General features: G+C 67.0%; 12 protein-coding genes. 8 read left to right on the forward strand and 4 right to left on the reverse strand.

All coding sequences use genetic code 11. The annotated features are described in order from the left end of the window. Positions 1 to 72: 72 nt before the first annotated feature. The 3 genes from AC06FB_RS06405 to murD all read left to right on the forward strand — a co-directional run bounded on the left by AC06FB_RS06405 (position 73) and on the right by murD (position 5,486). Positions 73 to 2,667, forward strand: coding sequence for a bifunctional aspartate kinase/diaminopimelate decarboxylase (locus AC06FB_RS06405; protein WP_128990367.1), 2,595 nt, complete (start codon positions 73 to 75; stop codon positions 2,665 to 2,667). Positions 2,668 to 2,743: 76 nt separating this feature from the next. Beyond that, the gene (gene murL / locus AC06FB_RS06410) at positions 2,744 to 4,096 is read left to right on the forward strand and encodes a UDP-N-acetyl-alpha-D-muramoyl-L-alanyl-L-glutamate epimerase (RefSeq protein ID WP_478053474.1); all 1,353 of its coding nucleotides are present in this window, start codon (positions 2,744 to 2,746) and stop codon (positions 4,094 to 4,096) included. Beyond that, positions 4,077 to 5,486: a UDP-N-acetylmuramoyl-L-alanine--D-glutamate ligase gene (murD, locus tag AC06FB_RS06415; protein WP_478053475.1), complete on the forward strand. Its 1,410-nt coding sequence runs from the start codon at positions 4,077 to 4,079 to the stop codon at positions 5,484 to 5,486. The genes murL and murD overlap by 20 nt, the downstream gene beginning before the upstream one ends. Positions 5,487 to 5,579: 93 nt before the next feature. Here the strand turns inward: murD and AC06FB_RS06420 are convergent, their stop codons facing one another. Further along, entirely contained in the window at positions 5,580 to 6,170 is a 591-nt protein-coding gene (locus AC06FB_RS06420) for an SMI1/KNR4 family protein (protein WP_277381479.1), read from the reverse strand. Between the two features lie 127 nt (positions 6,171 to 6,297). On the opposite strand from AC06FB_RS06420, the gene AC06FB_RS06425 reads away from it, so the two are divergent. Continuing rightward, complete coding sequence (locus tag AC06FB_RS06425) at positions 6,298 to 7,089, forward strand: dienelactone hydrolase family protein (RefSeq protein WP_459040498.1); 792 nt, start codon at positions 6,298 to 6,300, stop codon at positions 7,087 to 7,089. A gap of 37 nt (positions 7,090 to 7,126) precedes the next feature. Here AC06FB_RS06425 and AC06FB_RS06430 read toward each other — a convergent pair whose 3' ends face one another. Continuing rightward, positions 7,127 to 8,125 (reverse strand): polyprenyl synthetase family protein, encoded by a 999-nt coding sequence (locus AC06FB_RS06430; RefSeq protein ID WP_065182404.1) that lies wholly within the window; start codon positions 8,123 to 8,125, stop codon positions 7,127 to 7,129. Between the two features lie 215 nt (positions 8,126 to 8,340). Between AC06FB_RS06430 and AC06FB_RS06435 the strand changes: the two genes are divergently transcribed. Then, positions 8,341 to 9,954: an alpha-glucosidase family protein gene (locus AC06FB_RS06435; RefSeq protein WP_065182403.1), complete on the forward strand. Its 1,614-nt coding sequence runs from the start codon at positions 8,341 to 8,343 to the stop codon at positions 9,952 to 9,954. 248 nt (positions 9,955 to 10,202) lie between these two features. Here AC06FB_RS06435 and AC06FB_RS06440 read toward each other — a convergent pair whose 3' ends face one another. Together AC06FB_RS06440 and AC06FB_RS06445 are read right to left on the reverse strand one after the other, a co-directional pair. Beyond that, the gene (locus AC06FB_RS06440) at positions 10,203 to 12,959 is read right to left on the reverse strand and encodes a TonB-dependent receptor (protein WP_065174735.1); all 2,757 of its coding nucleotides are present in this window, start codon (positions 12,957 to 12,959) and stop codon (positions 10,203 to 10,205) included. A gap of 225 nt (positions 12,960 to 13,184) precedes the next feature. After that, on the reverse strand, positions 13,185 to 15,239 hold the full coding sequence (locus AC06FB_RS06445; RefSeq protein ID WP_478053476.1) for a glycoside hydrolase family 97 protein: 2,055 nt from the start codon (positions 15,237 to 15,239) through the stop codon (positions 13,185 to 13,187). A 237-nt stretch (positions 15,240 to 15,476) separates the two neighbouring features. Between AC06FB_RS06445 and AC06FB_RS06450 the strand changes: the two genes are divergently transcribed. From AC06FB_RS06450 to AC06FB_RS06460, 3 genes are read left to right on the forward strand one after another with little or no spacing between them, the layout of a single operon-like run. Further along, on the forward strand, positions 15,477 to 17,669 hold the full coding sequence (locus AC06FB_RS06450) for a glucosidase family protein (RefSeq protein ID WP_478053477.1): 2,193 nt from the start codon (positions 15,477 to 15,479) through the stop codon (positions 17,667 to 17,669). Next, positions 17,666 to 19,153, forward strand: coding sequence for an MFS transporter (locus AC06FB_RS06455; RefSeq protein WP_164151764.1), 1,488 nt, complete (start codon positions 17,666 to 17,668; stop codon positions 19,151 to 19,153). The genes AC06FB_RS06450 and AC06FB_RS06455 overlap by 4 nt, the downstream gene beginning before the upstream one ends. Then, positions 19,153 to 20,874 carry an alpha-amylase family glycosyl hydrolase gene (locus tag AC06FB_RS06460; protein WP_430542965.1) on the forward strand — a complete coding sequence of 574 codons (1,722 nt, stop codon included), beginning with the start codon at positions 19,153 to 19,155 and terminating at the stop codon, positions 20,872 to 20,874. Before AC06FB_RS06455 ends, AC06FB_RS06460 begins: the two co-directional genes overlap by 1 nt. Positions 20,875 to 20,910: the final 36 nt, after the last annotated feature.

A 20,910-nucleotide genomic window follows, 5' to 3' on the forward strand; every position in this document is an offset into this window, starting at 1 on the left:
GGGGATATTGGGCTTAGAATCGAAGGTTCCGCCCCCCGGGGGCGGCTTCCCCACAATACACATAGCCAATCCATGTCAGCTTCCCCCCTTGTCGATCGTTGGATCGTACTGAAGTTCGGCGGCACCTCGGTGTCGCGTCGCCATCGCTGGGACACGATCGGGAAGCTGGCGAAAAAACGCGCGGAAGAGACCGGCTCGCGCGTGCTGGTGGTGGTTTCGGCACTGTCCGGGGTGACCAACGAGCTGACCGCGATCGCCGACGGCGCGGCGGACAGCCGTGATCGCGTCGCCGCGCTGGTCGAACGCCACGAGGCATTCCTGGTCGAGCTGGGCCTGGGCCGCGAAGTGCTGGCCGAGCGTCTGGCCGCCCTGCAGGGCCTGCTGGACGATCCGCGCGCGGCCACCCGGCCGCTGGACTGGCAGGCCGACGTGCTGGGCCAGGGTGAACTGCTGTCCTCGACCGTGGGCGCGGCATACCTACGCGCGTCCGGGCTGGACATGGGCTGGATGGATGCCCGGCACTGGCTGGATGCACTGCCGCCGCAGCCGAACCAGAGCGACTGGTCGCAACGCCTGTCGGTGAACTGCCAGTGGCGCTCGGATGCGGACTGGGCGCAGCGCTTCCGTGCGCAGCCGACCCGCCTGCTGATCACCCAGGGCTTCATCTCGCGGCACGCGGACGGTGGCACTGCCATCCTCGGCCGTGGCGGTTCGGACACCTCGGCGGCGTACTTCGGTGCGCTGCTCGGCGCCAGCCGGGTGGAAATCTGGACCGACGTGCCGGGCATGTTCAGCGCCAATCCCAAGGATGTGCCGGACGCGCGCCTGCTGACCCGTCTGGATTACTACGAGGCGCAGGAAATCGCCACCACGGGTGCCAAGGTGCTGCATCCGCGCTCGATCAAGCCGTGCCGCGATGCCGGTGTACCGATGGCGATCCTCGACACCGAGCGCCCCGAGCTTCCAGGTACCAGCATCGACGGCAATGCCGCGCCGGTACCGGGCGTGAAGGCAATCAGTCGTCGCAACGGCATCGTGCTGGTGTCGATGGAAGGCATCGGCATGTGGCAACAGGTCGGCTTCCTGGCCGATGTGTTCGCCCTGTTCAAGAAGCACGGCCTGTCGGTGGACCTGATCGGTTCGGCCGAAACCAATGTCACCGTGTCTCTGGATCCGTCGGAGAACCTGGTCAACACCGATGTGCTGGCCGCGCTGTCGGCCGACCTGTCGCAGGTGTGCAAGGTCAAGGTGATCGTGCCCTGTGCGGCGATCACCCTGGTCGGGCTGGGCATGCGCTCGCTGCTGCACAAGCTGTCGGATGTGTGGGCCACGTTCGGCCGTGAGCGCGTGCACATGATCTCGCAGTCGTCCAACGACCTGAACCTGACCTTCGTCATCGATGAGGCCGATGCCGATGGCCTGCTGCCGATCCTGCATGCGGAACTGATCGACAGCGGCGCCATGCCGGTGGAGGAAACCGAGGTGTTCGGCCCGCGCTGGCGCGAGATCGCCGGCACGGTTCGCCCGCGCGGCACGCCCTGGTGGCGCGGCCAGCGGGCACACCTGCTGCAGCTCGCCGACGCGGGCACCCCGCGCTACGTCTATCACCTGCCGACCGTGCGGGCGCGTGCCCGCGCGCTGGCTGCGATCAAGCCGATCGACCAGCGTTACTACGCGATCAAGGCCAACAGCCACCCGGCCATCCTGCAGTTGCTGGAGTCGGAGGGTTTCGGCCTGGAGTGCGTTTCGCATGGCGAGCTGAAGCATGTGTTCCAGCACCTGCCGGAACTTTCGCCCAGGCGTGTGCTGTTCACCCCCAGCTTCTGCCCGCGCAGTGAGTACGAGGCCGCGTTCGCACTGGGCGTGACCGTCACCGTCGACAACGTCGAAGCCCTGCTGCGCTGGCCGGACCTGTTCCGCAACCGCGAGCTGTGGTTGCGCGTGGACCTGGGGCGCGGCGAAGGTCACCACGCCAAGGTCCGCACCGGCGGCAAGGAGTCCAAGTTCGGCCTGCCGATCGCCCGCGTCGATGAGTTCGTCCGTGCCGCCACCGAACTGGGCAGCCGGGTGGTCGGCCTGCACGCCCACCTGGGCAGCGGCGTGGAAACCCCGCAGCATTGGCGCCTGATGTGCGATGAGCTGGCAGGCTTCGCCCGCCGCATCGGCAGCGTGCAGACGATCGACATCGGCGGTGGCCTGCCGATTCCGTACAGCGACGAGGACGAGCCCTTCGATCTGGACGCGTGGGCTGCCGGCCTGGCCGAGGTCAAGGCGCTGCACCCCGCATTCCGCCTGGCCATCGAGCCAGGGCGCTACCTGGTGGCCGAGTCCGGCGTGCTGCTGACCCATGCCACCCAGGTGGTGGAGAAGGACGGCGTGCGTCGCGTCGGCCTGGACGCCGGCATGAACACGCTGATGCGTCCGGCCCTGTACGACGCCTGGCACGACATCGAGAACCTCAGCCGCCAGGGGGGGTACGCCGAGGCGGCATTCGATGTCGTCGGCCCGATCTGCGAGTCCAGCGATGTGTTCGGCAAGCGGCGCAAGCTGCCGGTGTCCACCGCGCCGGACGACGTGATGCTGATCGCTGACGCCGGCGCCTATGGCTACGTGATGTCCAACACCTACAACCAGCGGGCGCTGCCGCGCGAGGATGTGATCGAGTGATCGCCCTGCGCGCGCTGCACCCGCCCACCGACACGCCCCGCGCCACCGCGCGGGTCCGTGCCTGACCGGATACACCATGACTGCTTTCGACAAACACCAGGTCTCCCGTTTCCGCTTCGTCCGCTGCGAATTTGCCGCGGACAGCGGCGTGGCACGGCTGGTCTATGCCTTCGATGATGGCCCCGAGATGGTGGAAACCATCACCGTTCCCGGCGCCCCGTTCGTCCTCGACCCGGCGCGCGCCGCTGCCGTGCAGCGAGCGCTGCAGCTGCTGCACCTGATCGCCGGCGTCAGCTACTACAAGGCCGGCGTGCCGGAGATCGTCAGCATCGACAGCTACGCCATCGATGCCGATACCGCGGCGCTGGTGGAAGCGATCTACCTCAACGGCCTGGGCGAGTTCGCCTACCGCAACGGCCTCAACCTGCGTGGCCGCTTCCGCCTGCCGGTGCAGGGCGAGCCGGTGCAGGCACCGGAGGTGGGCCTGCAGCCGCATGCGCTGGTCGCCATCGGTGGCGGCAAGGATTCGCTGGTCAGCATCGAAGCGCTGCGACGGGCGGGTGTGGACGAGACGGTCACCTGGATCGGCGGTTCGCAGCTGATCCGTGCCTGCGCCGAACGCACCGGCCTGCCGACGCTGAACCTGGGCCGCGCGCTGGCGCCGGAGCTGTTCGAGCTCAACCGCCAAGGGGCGTGGAACGGCCATATCCCGGTGACCGCGGTGAACTCGGCGATCATGGTGCTGGCAGCCCTGCTGCAGGGCGTGGACCAGGTGGTGTTCTCCAACGAACGCTCGGCCAGCTACGGCAGCCAGATTCCGGGCACCGGCGAGGTGAACCACCAGTGGTCCAAGGGCTGGGCGTTCGAGCAGGCCTTCGGCAGCCATGTGCAGGCGCACGTGGCCGCAGACCTGCAGTACTACTCGCTGCTGCGACCGATGTCGGAACTGGCGGTGGCCCGCCAGTTTGCCAAGAGCGACTTCTACGACGCGCATTTCTCCAGCTGCAACCGCAACTTCCATATCCTCGGCGAGCGCCCCGTGAACCGCTGGTGCGGCGTCTGCCCGAAGTGCCATTTCGTGTTTCTGGCGCTGGCGCCGTTCATGCCCAAGACCCGCCTCGTGCGCATCTTCGGTCGCAATCTGCTGGACGATGTCGAGCAGGCCGGTGGCTTCGACGCGCTGCTGGAGTTCCAGGATCACAAGCCGTTCGAGTGCGTGGGCGAAGGTCGTGAATCGCGTGCAGCAATGGCGACCCTGGCGCAGCGACCGGAGTGGAAGGAAGATGCGCTGGTGAAGCGCTTCTGCATCGAGATCCAGCCGCAGCTCGACGCGGCCGAACTGGAGCTGGCGCCGATGCTGCAGCTGCAGGGCGAGCACCGCATTCCGGCTGCGCTGTGGGAACGGGTGCGTGAAGATTTCTCAGCTTGAGGGAAAGCGCGTCGCGCTGTGGGGCTGGGGGCGTGAGGGCCGTGCCGCATTCGCGGTGCTGCGTGCACGCCTGCCGACGTTGCCGCTGAGCCTGTTCTGTCCTGCCGCTGAAGCCGATGCGTCGCGCGCGGAAACGCAGGGGGCACTGGAGGTGCGTGGCGAGCCTTCGGCCGAGGCGCTGGCCGCCTTCGACGTGGTGATCAAGTCACCCGGCATCAGTCCCTACCAGCCGATCGCGGTGGCCGCGGCGGCACGGGGCACGCGTTTCATCGGGGGCACCGCGCTCTGGTTCGCCGAGCATGCCGCTGACGACGGCATCGTCCATGACACCGTGTGCGTGACCGGTACCAAGGGCAAAAGCACCACCAGCGCGCTGGTCGCGCACCTGCTGCGTGCGGCCGGTCATCGCACCGGCCTGGTCGGCAACATCGGCCTGCCGCTGCTGGAAGTGCTGGACCCGCAGCCGGCGCCTGAGTATTGGGCGGTGGAACTGTCCAGCTACCAGACCGGCGAAGTGGCGCGCAGTGGCGCGCGACCGCAGGTGGCGGTGGTGCTGAACCTGTTCCCCGAACATCTGGACTGGCATGGCAGCGAACAGCGCTATATCGAGGACAAGCTGCAGCTGGTCACCGATGCCGCTCCGTGCATCGCCGTGCTCAATGCCGCCGATCCGCATCTGGCGGAACTGACGCTGCCGCACAGCCAGGTGGTCTGGTTCAACCAGCCGCAGGGTTGGCACATGCGTGGCGACATCGTGCATCGTGGCGAACAGGCGGTGTTCGATACACGCAATACGCCGCTGCCGGGCCGCCACAACCGCGGCAACCTGTGTGCGGTGCTGGCCGCGCTGGAAGCGCTGGGCCTGGACGCGGCGGCGCTGGCGCCGGCCGTGCAGGATTTCCGTCCGCTGCCCAACCGGCTGCAGCGCATCGGCGTGGCCGATGGGCTGACCTACATCAACGATTCGATCAGCACCACGCCGCACGCCAGTCTGGCGGCGCTGGAGTGCTTCAGCGGCCAGCGCATCGCGCTGCTGGTGGGCGGGCATGACCGCGGCCTGGACTGGACCGATTTCATGCAGCACATGGCGCACGATGTGCCGCCGGTGGAGATCGTGACCATGGGCAGCAACGGCCCGCGCATCCACGCGATGCTGCAGCCGCTGGCCGATGCAGGTCGATTCGGGCTGCATGCGGCCGTCGACCTGCCGGACGCCATGGCGCTGGCACGCGCTGCGCTGGGCGAGCAGGGCGGGGTGGTGCTGTTGTCGCCGGGCGCACCAAGTTTTGGTGCCTACCGCGATTACGTTGCGCGCGGACGTCACTTCGCCGAGCTGGCCGGATTCGATCCGGACAGCATCAGCGCGATTCCGGGCCTGGGCATCGCCTGAGGGGGGCGGATCCCTTTCCGCAGGAAAGGGTTCTGACCCCGGCGGGATCCCGGCCGGCAACCCACCGGCAAATTCATCCACGCAGGCGTGGATCTACGCTTCCTCGATGAACGCGTAGTCGCCGTCAATCAACTGCTGCAGATACGCATCGAAGCCGGGCGCGATGACCGCATAGCTGTCCGGGTCGTGCAGGTAGCGCACCACCTGGCCGATCGTGCCGCCCGGGGCCGGGTCGAAATCCAGGTACAGCATCGAGGTGCCGCCGTTGTTCATGCAGTGCGAGAAGCACAGGCGGCGGCTCATCGGTACGTCGGCATCGATGCCGTCGCCGAGAATCTCCGGTTCGTCGTCCAGCCATTCTTCGTAGATCGAGCGGATGCTGTCGTCCCAGTGCCGCTGATCCTCGAAGATCTGTGCGACCGAGCGCAGGTAGTAGGGGTATCCGCCGCCTTCCACGTCCGAGCCGAGCATCAGCACGCAGACCTCGCCCTCGGGATACCGGCGGAAATGCGTGCCATCCACGCGCGACAGCAGCGCAACCAGACTGTCAGGTACCTGCGGCCACTGCGCACGCAGGCGTTGCAGGTCTCCGGCGCTGGCGCCCTGGACATGCGCCCATTGCGCAGCATCGTCGGCGGGCAGGCGCGGCATCAGGCCGGACAGGAATTGATCGACAAGGTTCATTCGCAAACAGGGGCTGGGCGGAATCAGGGCGTATCCAACCACACCTGCGTCACGCCGCCAATGCAGAATGCGGACGGGAGGGGGACATCAGGCGACCCCTCTGTTTCCTTTTCTCTGGAGCAGGCGCATGAATGCATGGCGTTGGGGTGTGGCGATGGTCCTGGGTCTGGCGGCGCTGCCGGCGTGGGCGGCGATGAAGACCCAGCCGGTGGAGTGGACGCACCAGGGCACGACCTTCAGCGGGGTGCTGGTCTATGACGACGGGGACAGTGACAGGCGCCCCGGACTGGTGATGGTGCCGAACTGGAAGGGTGTGAACGAATCGGCGGTCGAGAAGGCCAAGCAGCTGGCTGGCGATGATTACGTGGTGCTGGTGGCCGATGTCTATGGCAAGGGCGTGCGGCCGAAGACCGATGCCGAGGCAGGGCCGGTCGCCACCGCGTTGCGCAACGACCGGCCGCTGCTGCGGGCGCGTGCGCTGGAGGCGGTGAATGTGCTCAAGGCACAGGCCGGCAAGGTGCCGCTGGATGCCAGCCGCATCGGTGCGGTCGGCTTCTGCTTCGGCGGTACCACCGTTCTGGAGCTGGCCCGCGCGGGCGCGCCGCTGGCCGGCGTGGTCAGCCTGCATGGTGGGCTGGGCTCGCCGCTGCCGGCGCAGGCCGGTGGAGCGCATCCCTCGGTGCTGGTACTCAATGGTGCCGATGACAGGAGCGTGACCGCGGCCGACATCGCCAGCTTCCAGAACGAGATGAATGCCGCCAAGGTCGACTGGGAATTCACCAACTACAGCGGCGCCGTGCATTGCTTTGCCGAGCGTGATGCCAACAATCCGCCGGGATGCCAGTACAACGAGCGGGCGGCGAAGCGCGCGTGGAAGGCACTGGACGAGTTCTTCGAGGAGCGCTTCGAGAAGCGCTGAGGCACCGGGTTCGCCGGGCCATGCCCGGCGAGCGCGGTCAATGCGTGCGCTGCACCGCGTAGCGGGCCAGTCCACGCAGAGCGGCGACGGCATCATTGTCGCCCAGCCCGTCGAGCGCACGCTCGGCGCGCTCTGCGTATTCCTCGGCCCGGCGACGACTGTAGTCCAGGCCGCCGGTGGCGTGGATCGCGGTCAGCACTTCCGGCATTGCCGACGCATCGCCTTCCTGCACGATGGTGCGCAGGCGCTCGCGGGTGGCGTCGTCGGAGTGGGCCATGGCATGGATCAGCGGCAGCGTTGCCTTGCCTTCGGCGAGGTCGTCGCCCAGATTCTTGCCCAGCTCCTCGGCGTTGGCCGAGTAATCCAGCACGTCATCGGCGATCTGGAAGGCGTAGCCCAGATGCATGCCGTAGTCGTACAGCGCCTGCTGGGTGGCTTCGTCCACGCCGCTGGCCAGCGCGCCCAGGCGGGTGCCGGCAGCGAACAGCACGGCGGTCTTGCGCTCGATCACGCGCAGGTACGCCGCTTCGTCGGTATCCGGGTTATGCACGTGCAGCAGCTGCAGCACTTCGCCTTCGGCGATGCGATTGGTGGTGTCGGCCAGGATCCGCATCACCGGCATGCGGTCCAGCTCGACCATCAGCTGGAAACTGCGCGAGTACAGGAAGTCGCCAACCAGCACGCTCGGTGCGTTGCCCCACAGGGCATTGGCGGTGCTGCGGCCGCGCCGCAGGCTGGATTCGTCCACTACGTCATCGTGCAGCAGGGTGGAGGTGTGGATGAACTCGATGATCGCCGCCAGCTGGTGGTGCTCGGGGCCGGCATGGCCGACCGCATGACCGGCCAGCATCACCAGCATCGGCCGCAGGCGCTTGCCGCCGGCGGAAATGATGTGGTCCGCGATCTGGTTGATCAGCACGACGTCCGAGGACAGCCGGCGCCGGATCAGGGCGTCGACGGCGGCCATGTCGGCCGCAGCAAGCGACTGGATCTGGGGCAGGCCCAGGGCGGGGCGGGTGTCTTCGGTGATGGTCATGCGATCAGGCTTTCAGGCTCGTCGATGATTATAGGCGCTGCCCGTGAATTCGGGCGCAAACCGGCCTGCCGGCCTGATCGCCCCGGCCGTCCGTGACTGCCTGGCGTGAATACGTATGCAGGTGGCGCCATCCCCGGGGAGGCACCGCTAAGCTTGCGGGACTTGGTTTTCGGCCCGCTTCCGGCGGGTCCCGCATGCCCGGAGGGGGGCTGTCGATGTCGCACTATCCATGGTGGCGCGGAGCCGTCATCTACCAGATCTATCCGCGCAGTTTCCTTGACGCCAACGGCGACGGGGTCGGTGACCTGCCAGGGATCATCCAGCGCCTAGACCACATCGCCACGCTGGGTGTGGATGCCATCTGGATCTCGCCGTTCTTCAAGTCGCCGATGGCCGACTTCGGCTATGACATCGCCGATTACCGCGACGTCGACCCGCTGTTCGGCAGCCTGGAGGACTTCGACCGCCTGCTGGCCAAGGCCCACGGCCTGGGACTGAAGGTGATGATCGACCAGGTCCTCAGCCATACCTCGATCGAGCACGCGTGGTTCCGCGAGAGCCGCCAGGATCGCAGCAATCCGAAGGCCGACTGGTACGTCTGGGCCGACCCGCGCGAGGACGGCACGCCGCCCAACAACTGGCTGTCGCTGTTCGGCGGCTGCGCCTGGCAGTGGGAACCGCGCCGCGAACAGTACTATCTGCACAATTTCCTGGTCGACCAGCCGGACCTGAACTTCCACAACCCGCAGGTGCAGCAGGCCACGCTGGACAACGTGCGATTCTGGCTGGACCGTGGCGTGGATGGCTTCCGCCTGGATGCGATCAACTTCTGCTTCCATGACGCGCAGCTGCGCGACAACCCGGCCAAGCCCGCTGACAAGCGCGTTGGCCGAGGCTTCAGCCCGGACAACCCGTACGCATACCAGTACCACTACTTCAACAACACGCAGCCGGAGAACCTGCCGTTCCTGGAGCGGCTGCGCGCGCTGCTCGACCAGTACCCCGGTGCGGTCAGCCTGGGCGAGATCTCCTCGGAGGATTCGCTGGCCACCACCGCCGAGTACACCCGCGATGGCCGCCTGCACATGGGTTACAGCTTTGAACTGCTGGTGGACGACTACAGCGCGGCCTACATCCGCGAGACTGTCTCGCGCCTGGAAACCGCGATGAGTGAAGGCTGGCCGTGCTGGGCGGTGTCCAATCACGATGTGGAGCGCGCGGTCACCCGCTGGGGCGGCCATCCGGCCGATCCGCGCCTGGCGCGCATGCTGGTGGCGCTGCTGAGTTGCCTGCGCGGCTCGGTCTGCCTGTACCAGGGCGAGGAACTGGGCCTGGCCGAGGCCGAGGTGCCGTTCGAGGCGCTGCAGGATCCCTACGGCATCACCTTCTGGCCGAACTTCAAGGGCCGCGATGGCTGCCGCACTCCGATGCCGTGGACGGATGCGCCACTGGCCGGTTTCACTACCGGTCAGCCGTGGTTGCCGATTCCGGCCGGGCACCGGGCAGCGGCCGTCGCGGTGCAGGACGCTGACCCGCAGTCGGTGCTGGCGGCCTTCCGGGCATTCCTGGGCTGGCGTCGCCATCAGCCCGTCCTGCAGCATGGCAGCATCCGGTTCCTTGACAGCAGTGAGCCAGTGCTGCTGTTCGAGCGTATGCTTGCAGATGAAACCCTCCTGCTGGCCTTCAACCTGTCGGGCGAGGCGGTGACCCATCCGCTGCCGGCCGGCCGTTGGCAGCAGATGGATGTGCCGGGCCCGGATGCGGGTACGGTGCAGGGTGGCGAACTCCAGCTGCCGCCGCGTGCGGTGTTCTGCGCACGACGCAGCTGATCGATTTCTCCGGTGGCGGTACTTGCGGGGACGGGGCCGAAGCGCCCCGTCCCTTTTTTATGGGCCGTGCCGTGGCTGGCGGACCCCGCCCAAAAGAAAACCCGCTGCTTAGGCGCAGCGGGTTTCCGGTCATGCCTGCGGTCCTCGCCGCCGGGCATGGCCCGGCGCTACCGATGGCGGGGCCGGGCATGGCCCGGCGTTACCGATGGGGTGGTTGCCGGCCTGGGGCCGGCATTGCCCGGTGAGGGTCAGAACTTGTAGTTCACACCCAGCACGTAGGTGCGGCCCCACTCGATGTATTCCAGCGGGCGATCCTTGGTGCCGGCGTAGGTGCGGTACGGCTCGTTGGTCAGGTTGCTTCCCTGCAGCAGCAGGGTCAGCCCGCGCAGGGCGCTGCTGTCGCTGAAGGTGTAGCTGATCTGCGCATCGGTCACGTTCTCGCCCACCACATAACGCAGGGTGCGGTTGCCGTTGAAGTTGCCGATCTCACCGATGAAGTCCGAACGACGGCGCTGGCTCACGCGGGCCTCGAAACCATTGCGCTCGAAGTACGCGGTGAAGTTGTACACACGCTTGGACAGGCCCGGGAGGCTGATTGGATCGGTACCCACGCTGGAGGCGCTTTCCGGGTCGAGGATCTTGATGTCGCTGTCGTTGAACGTGGCACTGGCCTGCACGCCGAAGCCGCGCAGGCTGTCGGTGAGCATCTCCAGCGGGAACGAACCGGTCAGCTCGAGGCCGCGCAGGGTACCGCCCTCACCGTTCACCGGCGTGGAGAAGGTGCCGGTCGGCAGCACGGGCACCACCATGCCCGGCGGCGGCACGTAGTTGCCGAGCAGCCCGCTGAAGTCGTAGTTGTCCACCGACTGCGTGTAGACGTAGCTCTTCAGGTCCTTGTAGAAGATCGCCGCAGCGACGTAGGCCTTCTCGCCGAAGTACTTCTCATAGGACAGATCCAGCGCGGTGGCGCGCCACGGGTCCAGCCGCGGATTGCCGCCGCTGCCGCCGGGGCGGCCGGTGGAGGTATCCACGCCGAACTCCAGGCCGGCGCGCATCTGGTCCACGCGTGGGCGCGCGACCTGCTTGGCTGCCGCGAAGCGCAGGGTCTGTTCGTGCGGGAACATGAAGGCCAGATTCAGGCTCGGCAGCCAGTCGTTGTACTTGCGGCCGTCGGAGTAGGGCTGCACGTTGCTGCCGGCGGGCTGCGACGCGTCCCAGTAGCGGGAGTCCGAACTCTGATCGGTGCGCTGCATCTGCACGCCGATGTTGCCGCGCACGCCGACCACGCCGATGTCGGTGTTGATGTTCAGGCGCGCCCAGGCGGTGGTGATCTTCTCCTGCACCGTCCACGACTTGGGAATCAGGTAGTCCAGGTTGTCGACCGGATCGAAGGTCATGTAGCGGGCGACCGCCGCCGGCACGTTCCAGGCCGGGATGGTACCGAGGCCGGCAAAGCCCAGGTTCACCGGGTCGTACTGCAGGTCCGCCGCGATGTTGGCATCGCCCTGGGCACCGAGCAGGATGTTGCCCTCGGACTGGGTCTTGACCTTGCGGCGATCGGCATAGTTCACGCCGATGTCCAGGTCCGGTGCCCACGACGCCATCGCTTCGGGCAGGGCGATGGTCGCCGCCAGCTTGCCGCCCTTCAGGCGATCTTCCACCTTCGGCACCTTGCCGTAGCCGGACCCATAGATGGTGTTGGTCAGGAACAGGGCATCGGGATTGGAGTAGTTCAGCCCCGGGCTGATCTGCGAGAAGCCGTTCTGGCGGATCTGCACGCCGACCGTATCCAGCTGCGGCATGGGCGTGAGCTGCAGATTGTTCTCCAGGTTCAGCTCGTCACGCGTGGCCTTGGAGTAGTTCAGGTCGGCGACCAGCTTGACGCTGCCGAAGTTGAATTCGTTGTTCCAGCCGAACGCGTCGATCTTGTCCTTGCGCTTGTTGTACATGCCGCGCACCAGCGGGTACACGCCGCTGGCGGTACCGCCGGTGAAGGTGCCGTCGGCGTTGATCTGCGGATTGCTGATCAGCAGGCCCGGCAGGTAATTGCCGTTGTAGTTGCTGAGGTTCAGTTCGAACTGGTTGGCGGTGTCGATCTGCTCGGCTTCGGTGTGGAACGCATCGAAGGTGCTGCTCCAGCTGTTGTTGGGCCGGAACTGGATCGTGGCCATCACGCCATCGCGCTTGTTGTTGCCGGTACGGCGCAGCGCCTTGATGCCGTCGGAGAAATAGGTGCCTGCAGCAACGCCGGGACGTTTTCCGTCCGTGGTGTACTGGGTGGTCCACGGCTCGTACAGGCCGACCTGGTTTTCCTGGATCGGGTTGTCGCTGTGCGCGTAACCGATGGCGATGCCCAGGGTCTTGTCGAAGAACTGGTCGATGTAGCTGGCGCTGAAGCGGTTGCCGAACTCATCGACGTTGGCCGCATCGCCGAGCGAGCTCTTCTGCAGGCGCCCGCTGACGGCGATCACCCGGTCGGGGAAGCTGAGCGGACGGGCGGTCTGCATGTCGATGGTGCCCGACAGGCCCTGGCCGACCAGTGCCGCATCGGGCGTCTTGTACACCGTCACGCCGTTGACCAGCTCGGATGGATACTGGTCGAACTCGACGCCACGGTTGTCGCCGGTGCTGACGACCTCACGGCCGTTGAGCAGGGTGGTGGCGAAGTCCGGTGACAGGCCGCGCACGCTGATCACCTGTGCACGCCCGGCGACGCGCTGCGCGGCCAGGCCGGGCAGGCGCGAGATGGATTCGGCAATGCTGACGTCGGGCAGCTTGCCGATGTCCTCGGCGGAGATCGCTTCCACCACCGAGGTGGCGTCCTGCTTGATCGCGATAGCGTTCTCGATGCCGCGGCGGATACCGGTGACCTGCACCGTATCCAGGTTGGTGGCGGCGGTGCCGGCCGGCGTGGTGGTGCTCTGCGTGGTCTGTGCCGCCGCCAGTGACGGCGCCAGGACAACGGCCAGCGCGATGCTCAGCGCGCTGCGCTTGTGGTTCAACATTTTCCCCTCCCAGGCAATGTTGTTGTTCATTTCGAGGTCGTTCCGGCAACGCCGTGAACGTGCGACGCGGTGGCCGCTGTCGTCGCCGCTATGGTAGGCAGCGGGTTCTCCGCGGGAATCACCCTGCATACGTATTCAATGACGTTTGCAGGGTTGTAATCGCTTTCAGATCCCCGCCACGGTAGCGCCGGGCCATGCCCGGCGAACGTCACGCGGGGGCATTCATCACTCCAATGGCGTGAACCGAATGGCCTGCCCGCCGCCCGGCGCCAGCATCAGGGTCAGTGCATCGGCGCTGGTCACTTCACGCGTCTGCCGCGTGAACGCGAACGGATTGCTGCGGTAGTCCGCACCGTCGCCATCGCGATAGATTTCCGCGCGGTAGCGCACGCCCGGCTCCAGGAAGCCCAGCGACACCGGCAGCACGCGGCCATGCTCGTCGGTGATGCTGCCCAGGAACCAGTCACGGCTGTTGCGGTCGCGGCGCACGATCGTCACGTAGTCGCCCACTTCACCGTCGAGCACGCGGCTCTGCTCCCAGTCCACCGCCACGTCTTCGATGAAGCGGAACGCCTCCCGATGCTGCAGGTAGTGTTCGGGCAGATCGGCGGCCATCTGGATCGGGCTGTACAGCACCACGTACAGCGCCAGCTGACGGGCCAGGGTACTGGGGATGGCCTGGCCGTGGCGGCCCTTCAGGCTGAGGATGCCGGGGGTGTAATCCATCGGTCCGGCCAGCATCCGGGTGAACACCAGATTGACTTCGTGTTCGGGCGGGTTCGGCGGCTGGCCCCAGGCGTTGTACTCCATGCCGCGCGCGCCTTCGCGGGAGATCCAGTTGGGATAGGTGCGGCGCAGGCCGGTGTCCTTGATCGGCTCGTGCGGATTCACCGACAGGTGCCGGCGCGCGGCTTCCTGCACGACATGCAGGTGGTGGCGCGCCATGAACTGGCCGTCGTGCCACTCCCGCCACAGCGGGCCACCCGACGGGTTGCGGCGGTCGACCTGGCCGTCGTCGCAGACGTAGCCGGTCTTGAACTGGTCCACGCCCAGCCGCGCATACAGGTCCAGCGCGGCGTCGAGCTGCGCCTCATAGTGTTCGATGGCACAGCCCGTTTCATGGTGGCCGATCAGGTGCACGCCCTTCTTCAGTCCATATGCCGAAAGCGCTTCAATGTCGAAATCGGGCGTGGCGCGAGTGAAGTCGAAGTCGTAGCCATTGCCCACCCACATGCCGTCCCAGCCGGGATTCCAGCCCTCCACCAGGACGCCACGGAAGCCGTGCGCGGCGGCGAAATCGATCACCCTCCTGGTCTTGGCGGTGGTCGCCGCATGCTTCGGTCCGGTCGCCCAGCTTTCGTTGTCCAGGTGCATCGACCACCACACGCCCAGGTACTTGGCCGGCTTCACCCAGCTCACATCGCCCAGTGCATTGGGCTCGTTGAGATTGAGGATCAGGTCGGACTCGACCAGGCCGCCGGCGCTGTCGGCGATCTGCAGCGTGCGCCAGGGCGTGACGAAGGGCAGGGCACGGCGCACCTTCCACCCTTCGGCCGAGGGCGAGAGCTGCGCGCGCAGGCGCTGGCCGTCGGTGCGGCGCAGCCACATGCCGGCGTAGTCCACCAGCGCAGCCTCATGGATCGCAACGTGCAGGCCATCGCGGCTGCGCAGCGTCATCGGCGTGTGCACCAGCGGGATCTCGCGCAGCGGCGTGCGCTGGTAGAGATACTCGTAGTGGATCGGTTCGCCGGCGGGGATCCACCACGCTGTGGAGTCTGCCGCGATGGCGAATTCGGTCAGCTCGTCGTCGATGATCGCTTCGCGCAGGTTCGGTTGCTCAGGGAACACATAGCGGAAGCCCAGGCCGTCGTCGTAGACGCGGAACACCACATCCAGCCGGCGCTTGCTGCCGGTGGTTTCGGCCAGCTGCACGGTCAGCTCGTTGAAATGGTTGCGGGTGAGGCGGCGTTCCCCCCACGGCTGTTCCCACGTCTCATCGACGCTGCGTCGTTGCTGCCCGAGCAGGATGAAATCCCGGTCCAGGCGGCCATCGCGCAGTTCGAAGCCAAGCCTGGAATCCTCCACCACGGCTTCACCGAAGCGCTCCACACGGTAGCGGGCGGTGCCGCCGTCCAGCACCAGGCTGACCTTGAGCACGTCGCCGGGCGATTGGACGCTGGTGATCTGCGGGGCGGCCTGCGCCAGCGTGGCCAGGCCCAGCAGCGCAACGCCCATGATTCGCGCGAACACCGCACGTACAACACTGGATGACATCGGCATTTCCCCTCCCAAGGCGCCGTTGGCAGACCCGGACCATAAGCCAGCCCGGCGGGCGTACTGCCGCGTCGGTGCATGAATACGTATGCAGCTGGACGCAGGCGACAGCCCCGCGTCTACCATGGGCCCAAGGCACCTTGAGGGAGGCGCCGCGCCCGCGCGCCGGTCACGGCTGCGCGGACCTATAAACGGTGCAGAGAGGGAGGGAGGTCGACGGGCGCAAGCCGGTCTGCCGCTTCGATGCTGAAGATCATTTGCCTGACCGCTGCCCTGGGGGCAGCGCTGGGGACGACCGCGCATGCGGCCGACCTGGAATTCGACGGCCGCCATGCGCGTGCCGAAGCGGCTGCCAAGGGCAGCTTCGTGCTGCACACGCCGAACGGCGCTGTGCCGATTGCCGCCGCGCCGATGCGCAGCCAGACCGGAAGCGTGATGTTCGACGCGCTGTTCGCGCTGGCCCAGCAGGAGATGGCGCAGGACCGGGTCGATGCGATCCGCGACCCCGCCTTTGACGAAGGGCGGCCGGTGCCATGCGACTGCTTCCAGACCGGCGCCCGCTGGCCCTACGTGTGGACCCGCGATGTCAGCTTCGCCGCCGACCTGGCGTTGGCGCGGCTGGATCCGCAGCGCACGCGTCAGTCGTTGCAGTTCAAGTTGTCGGCTGCCCGCGATGGGCGCACGCCCGGCCTGTTCGTCGCGCAGGATACCGGCTCCGGCGGCAGCTGGCCGATCAGCAGCGACCGTGTGGTGTGGTTCCTGGCCGCACGCCACCTGCTGGATGATCCTGCTTTTGCCGAACAGGTCTGGCAGGCGCTGCAGGGCACGCTGGCGCAGGACCGGGCGATGGTGTTCGACCCACAGATGGGCCTCTATCGCGGCGAAACCTCGTTCCTCGACTGGCGTGAACAGACGTATCCGGACTGGACCCGGGAGAACGTACGCTTCATCGGTGATTCCTACGCGCTGTCCACCAACGTCCTGCACTACCAGGCACTGCGGCTGGCAGAGCAGATGGCCGCGCAGCGGGGCGATGATCGCCGTGCGCAGTACAAGGCGTGGGCCGATGAACTGGCGGTACGGATCGATGCGCGCTTCTGGCGCGACGACATGGGCCAGTACATGAGCTACATCGGTGAGGCGGCGCATCCGGTGCCCTACGCCAAGGTCGACCTGCTGGGCCTGTCGCTGGGCATCCTGGCCGACGTGCTGCCCGAGGCGCGGGCGCGCCGCGCGCTGGCGAACTACCCGATGGGGCCGGCCGGCAGCCCGGTGGTGTGGCCACAGGAAGCCCAGCAGCCGATCTACCACAACCGTGCGATCTGGCCGTTCGTCAGTGCGTATTCGCTGCGTGCTGCGCGACAGCTGGACGACGCGCCGCGCATCGCCGCCGAGATCCGCTCGCTGATGCAGGGGGCGGCACTGGCTGGTTCCAACATGGAAAACTACGAGCTGGTCAGCCAGGCCGTGCATGTGGACGAAGGCGCGCTGAGCGGGCCGGTGGTCAATTCAGAGCGCCAGCTGTGGTCGGTGGCCGGCTATCTGGCCATGGTCACCGAAGGCGTGTTCGGCGTGCAGGACGATGGCCGCGTGCAGCCCAAGCTGCCGGCCGCGCTGGTGCCGGAACTGTTCGGCACACATCCCCGTATCACGTTGGAAGCCAACGGCAAGCGCTATGTGCTGGAGCGCCCGCAGAACGTGGGCGATGGCCTGCTGGTGGCCGGCAGAACCACCACGCGTGGCAGCACCACGACGGTGCAGCTGGTCGCCGCCCCGGCAGCAACCGGTTTCGCTGCCACGACTGCGGATGCCAACATGCGTGCACCGGCCACGCCGGTTGCGCCGCAGGCCCTGCGCAGGGGCGCGGGCTGGAACGTTCCGGTGGCAGCCGATCAGGTGCTGTGGAAGGACGGCAAGGCGGTCACCGACAGCAACGGCGTGGCGCGCATCAGCGACGATGGCCTACAGCATTGCCTCAGCCTGACCCGGCGCGAAGGCACGTTGGAATCGCTGCACAGCCCGATGCTCTGCGTCGGTCCGCAGCAGGTGCTGAAGGGCGAGGAACGCTGGCAGTTCACCTCGGCCAAGGCCGGGCAGGTGCGCCTGCGCCTGCAGTACCGCAACCCGAACGGGCCGATCAACACCGGTGTCACGGCTGCGGTCAAGCAGCTGGTGCTGCAGTGCCCGGGCCAGCCATTGCAGCGGCATACGGTTGCGATGCCGCACAGCGTGGCCGTGCAGGACTCGACCTCGGCAACGTTCGCTGTGCCCAAGGGGCCGTGCACGGTCGCGCTTGAAGAAGGCTTCAACATGAGCGCGCTGCAGCATTTCGCGCACTACACCGGCGGAAAGGGTGGGCGCGAAGGCGTGCTCAACCAGGCGCAGGTGAAGGCGCTGACGCTGGCGCCGGTCGCCACGGCGGAGGACGCACGATGAACCGCCCTGCCAAACCGCAGCTGTCGTTCTGGCAGATCTGGAACATGTGTTTCGGCTTCCTCGGCATCCAGTTCGGTTTTGCCCTGCAGAACGCCAACGCCAGCCGCATCTTCGAGACGCTTGGCGCGGACATGGAGTCGGTGCCCGGGCTGTGGATCGCCGCACCGTTGACCGGCCTGCTGGTGCAACCGGTGATCGGTTATCTCTCCGACCGCACGTGGACGCGCTGGGGCCGGCGTCGCCCGTTCTTCATGATCGGCGCGGTGCTGACCACGCTGGCCCTGCTGGTGATGCCCAACTCACCTGCCTTGTGGATCGCGGCGGGCACGCTGTGGGTGCTGGATGCTTCGATCAACGTATCAATGGAGCCGTTCCGGGCCTTCGTGGGCGACCAGCTGGCACCGCGCCAGCGACCGGCCGGTTACGCGATGCAGAGCTTCTTCATCGGTGTCGGTGCCATCGTCGCCAGCTTCCTGCCATTCATCCTGGCCCACTTCGGCGTGGCCAACACAGCCGCTGCCGGCGAGGTGCCGGATACGGTGCGCTACGCGTTCTATTTCGGTGCGGCAGTGCTGCTGGCGGCGATCACCTGGACCGTGGTCAGTACCCGCGAGTATTCACCGGCAGAACTGGCCGGGTTCGAAGACGCCGAGCCGCCGGCGCACCATGCCGCCGCCGCTGCGAGTGGCCCCGCGCCGTGGGCGCAGGTGGCGTTGTGGCTGGGGGCGGGCGTGCTGCTGGCCGCTGTGATCGCCGCGCGCCAGGGCGACAGGATGCTCTACGTGCTGGCGGGTCTCTGCGCGGGCTATGGTGTGCTTCTTGCGCTGGCCCGTACGCTGCCGCGGGCGCACATGCTGGCGGCGATCGTGGGTGATCTGCGGGCGATGCCGGTGACCATGCGCCGGTTGGCCTGGGTGCAGTTCTTCTCGTGGTTTGCGTTGTTTGCGATGTGGATCTACACCACCGCAGCGGTGGCCGGCACGCATTTCGGTTCCACCGACCCGCAGTCGGCGGCGTACAACGAGGGTGCCAACTGGGTCGGTGTGCTGTTCGGCGCCTATAACGGCTTCGCCGCACTGGCCGCCTTGCTGATCCCGCCGATGGTGCGCGCCATCGGCTTGCGCTGGAGCCACCTGGTGAACCTCTGGCTCGGCGGGCTGGGTCTGATCTCGCTGATGTTCATCAAGGATCCCACCTGGCTGCTGCTGTCCATGGCTGGCGTTGGCTTCGCCTGGGCCTCGATCCTGTCGCTGCCGTACGCCCTGCTGTCCGACAGCGTGCCGGCGGCGAAGATGGGCATCTACATGGGCCTGTTCAATTTCTTCATCGTCATTCCGCAGCTGGTCGCGGCCAGCGCGCTGGGCTTCGCACTGCGCGAGTGGCTGGGCGGAAATCCCCTGCACGTGCTGGTGCTGGGTGGAGTGAGTCTGTTCATTGCCGGGCTGTGCGTGCTTCGCGTGCCGGCCCATCAGGAGAGTGCGTGATGCATGTGTATTCCAGAATGTCGCTGGGGCTGTCGCTGGCCCTGCTCGCCACGGCGGTACAGGCCGCATCGCGCCCGGACTACGTGGGCACGCTCGAACCGTTCGCCAGCGATGCCGTGTACTTCGTGGTGACCGATCGTTTCGTCAACGGTGATCCGTCCAACGATCATCGCGATCAGGGGGGCAGCCACCGCACGTTCGACATTCCAGTGCCCTGCCCGGACAAGGTGGACGGCAACATCGGCTACCTCGGCGGCGACTTCAGGGGCGTGCTCGACAACGCCGACTACATCCGTCAGCTCGGCTTCGGTGCGGTGTGGATCACGCCGATCGTCGACAATCCGGATGAGGCGTTCACCGGCAGCAAGCCGATCAGCTGCACCAGCACGCTGACCGACCGCGGCAAGACCGGCTACCACGGTTACTGGGGCATCAACTTCTACAAACTCGACGAGCACCTGCCCAGCAAGGACCTGGACTTTGCAGGCCTGACCAAGGGCCTGCATGGTGCCGGCCTGAAGGTGGTGCTGGACATCGTCGGCAACCACGGTTCGCCGGCCTGGACCATGCCGACGCGGCAGCCGCAGTTCGGCCAGATCTTCGACAAGGATGGAAAGCTGATCGCCGACCACCAGAACCTGCCCCCGCAGAAGCTGGATCCAAAGCACAACCCGCTGCACGCGTTCTACAACACCATCGGCCCGGTCGACAGCAAGGAAGGCTCGATCTTCGATGGCAACCTGGCCGAGCTGTCCGACTTCAACCAGAACAACCCGGCGGTGATGGACTACCTCGTCGGCGCGTACCTGCAGTGGACCGCGCAGGGCGTGGACGCACTGCGCATCGATACCATCGGCTGGCTGCCGCACCCGTGGTGGCACGAGTTCGTGAACCGCATCCGCGCCGAGCATCCGAACATGTTCATGTTCGGCGAGGCCTTCGATTACGACGCCAGCAGGATTGCCGAGCACACCTGGCCGCGCAACGCCAATGTGAGCGTGCTCGACTTCCCGCTGCGTGGCGCGCTGGAACAGACCTTCGGTACCGCCGGCAAGGGCTTCGAGACGCTGGCCGAGCCGCTGCACCTGACCGGCGGCCCCTATGCCAATCCGTACGAGCTGATGAGCTTCTACGACAACCACGACATGCCACGCCTGCAGGCCAGCGACAACGGTTTCATCGACGCGCACAACTGGCTGTTCACCGCCCGTGGTATCCCGGTGGTCTACTACGGCTCGGAAACCGGCTTCATGCGGGGCCGTGCCGAGCATGCCGGCAACCGTGCCTACTTCGGCCAGGCGCGGGTGGATGCCGCACCGCAGAGCCCGATCTTCGCGCCACTGCGGCGCATCGCCCAGCTGCGCCAGGCCACCCCGGCGCTGCAGCGCGGCCTGCAGGTGAACGAGCGCCTGCGTGGCAATGAGGCGGTGTTCTTCCGTGTGCTGCAGCAGGGGGATGTGGCACAGACCGCATTGGTGCTGTTGAACAAGGGCGACAAGGCGACGGTTTTCCAGGTGGAGCGCTACCTGCAGGCGGGCCGCTGGCGCGACGCGCTGGACGGCGGTTTGTTGCAGGTGGATGCCTCCCTGAAGGCCGAAGTGCCCGCGCATGGCGTGAAGGTGTACGTGCTGGATGCCTCCGTGCAGCAGCCAGCGCTGCAGGCAGAGCTGGACAGGGCGATGGCCGACCAGAAGGCTCGGGACCAGCGTCTGGGACGGTGAGGGCGCCGCCGGGCGTGGCCCGGCGCTACCGCTCTG

It is taken from the genome of Stenotrophomonas sp. Steno-C15, assembly GCF_056393265.1.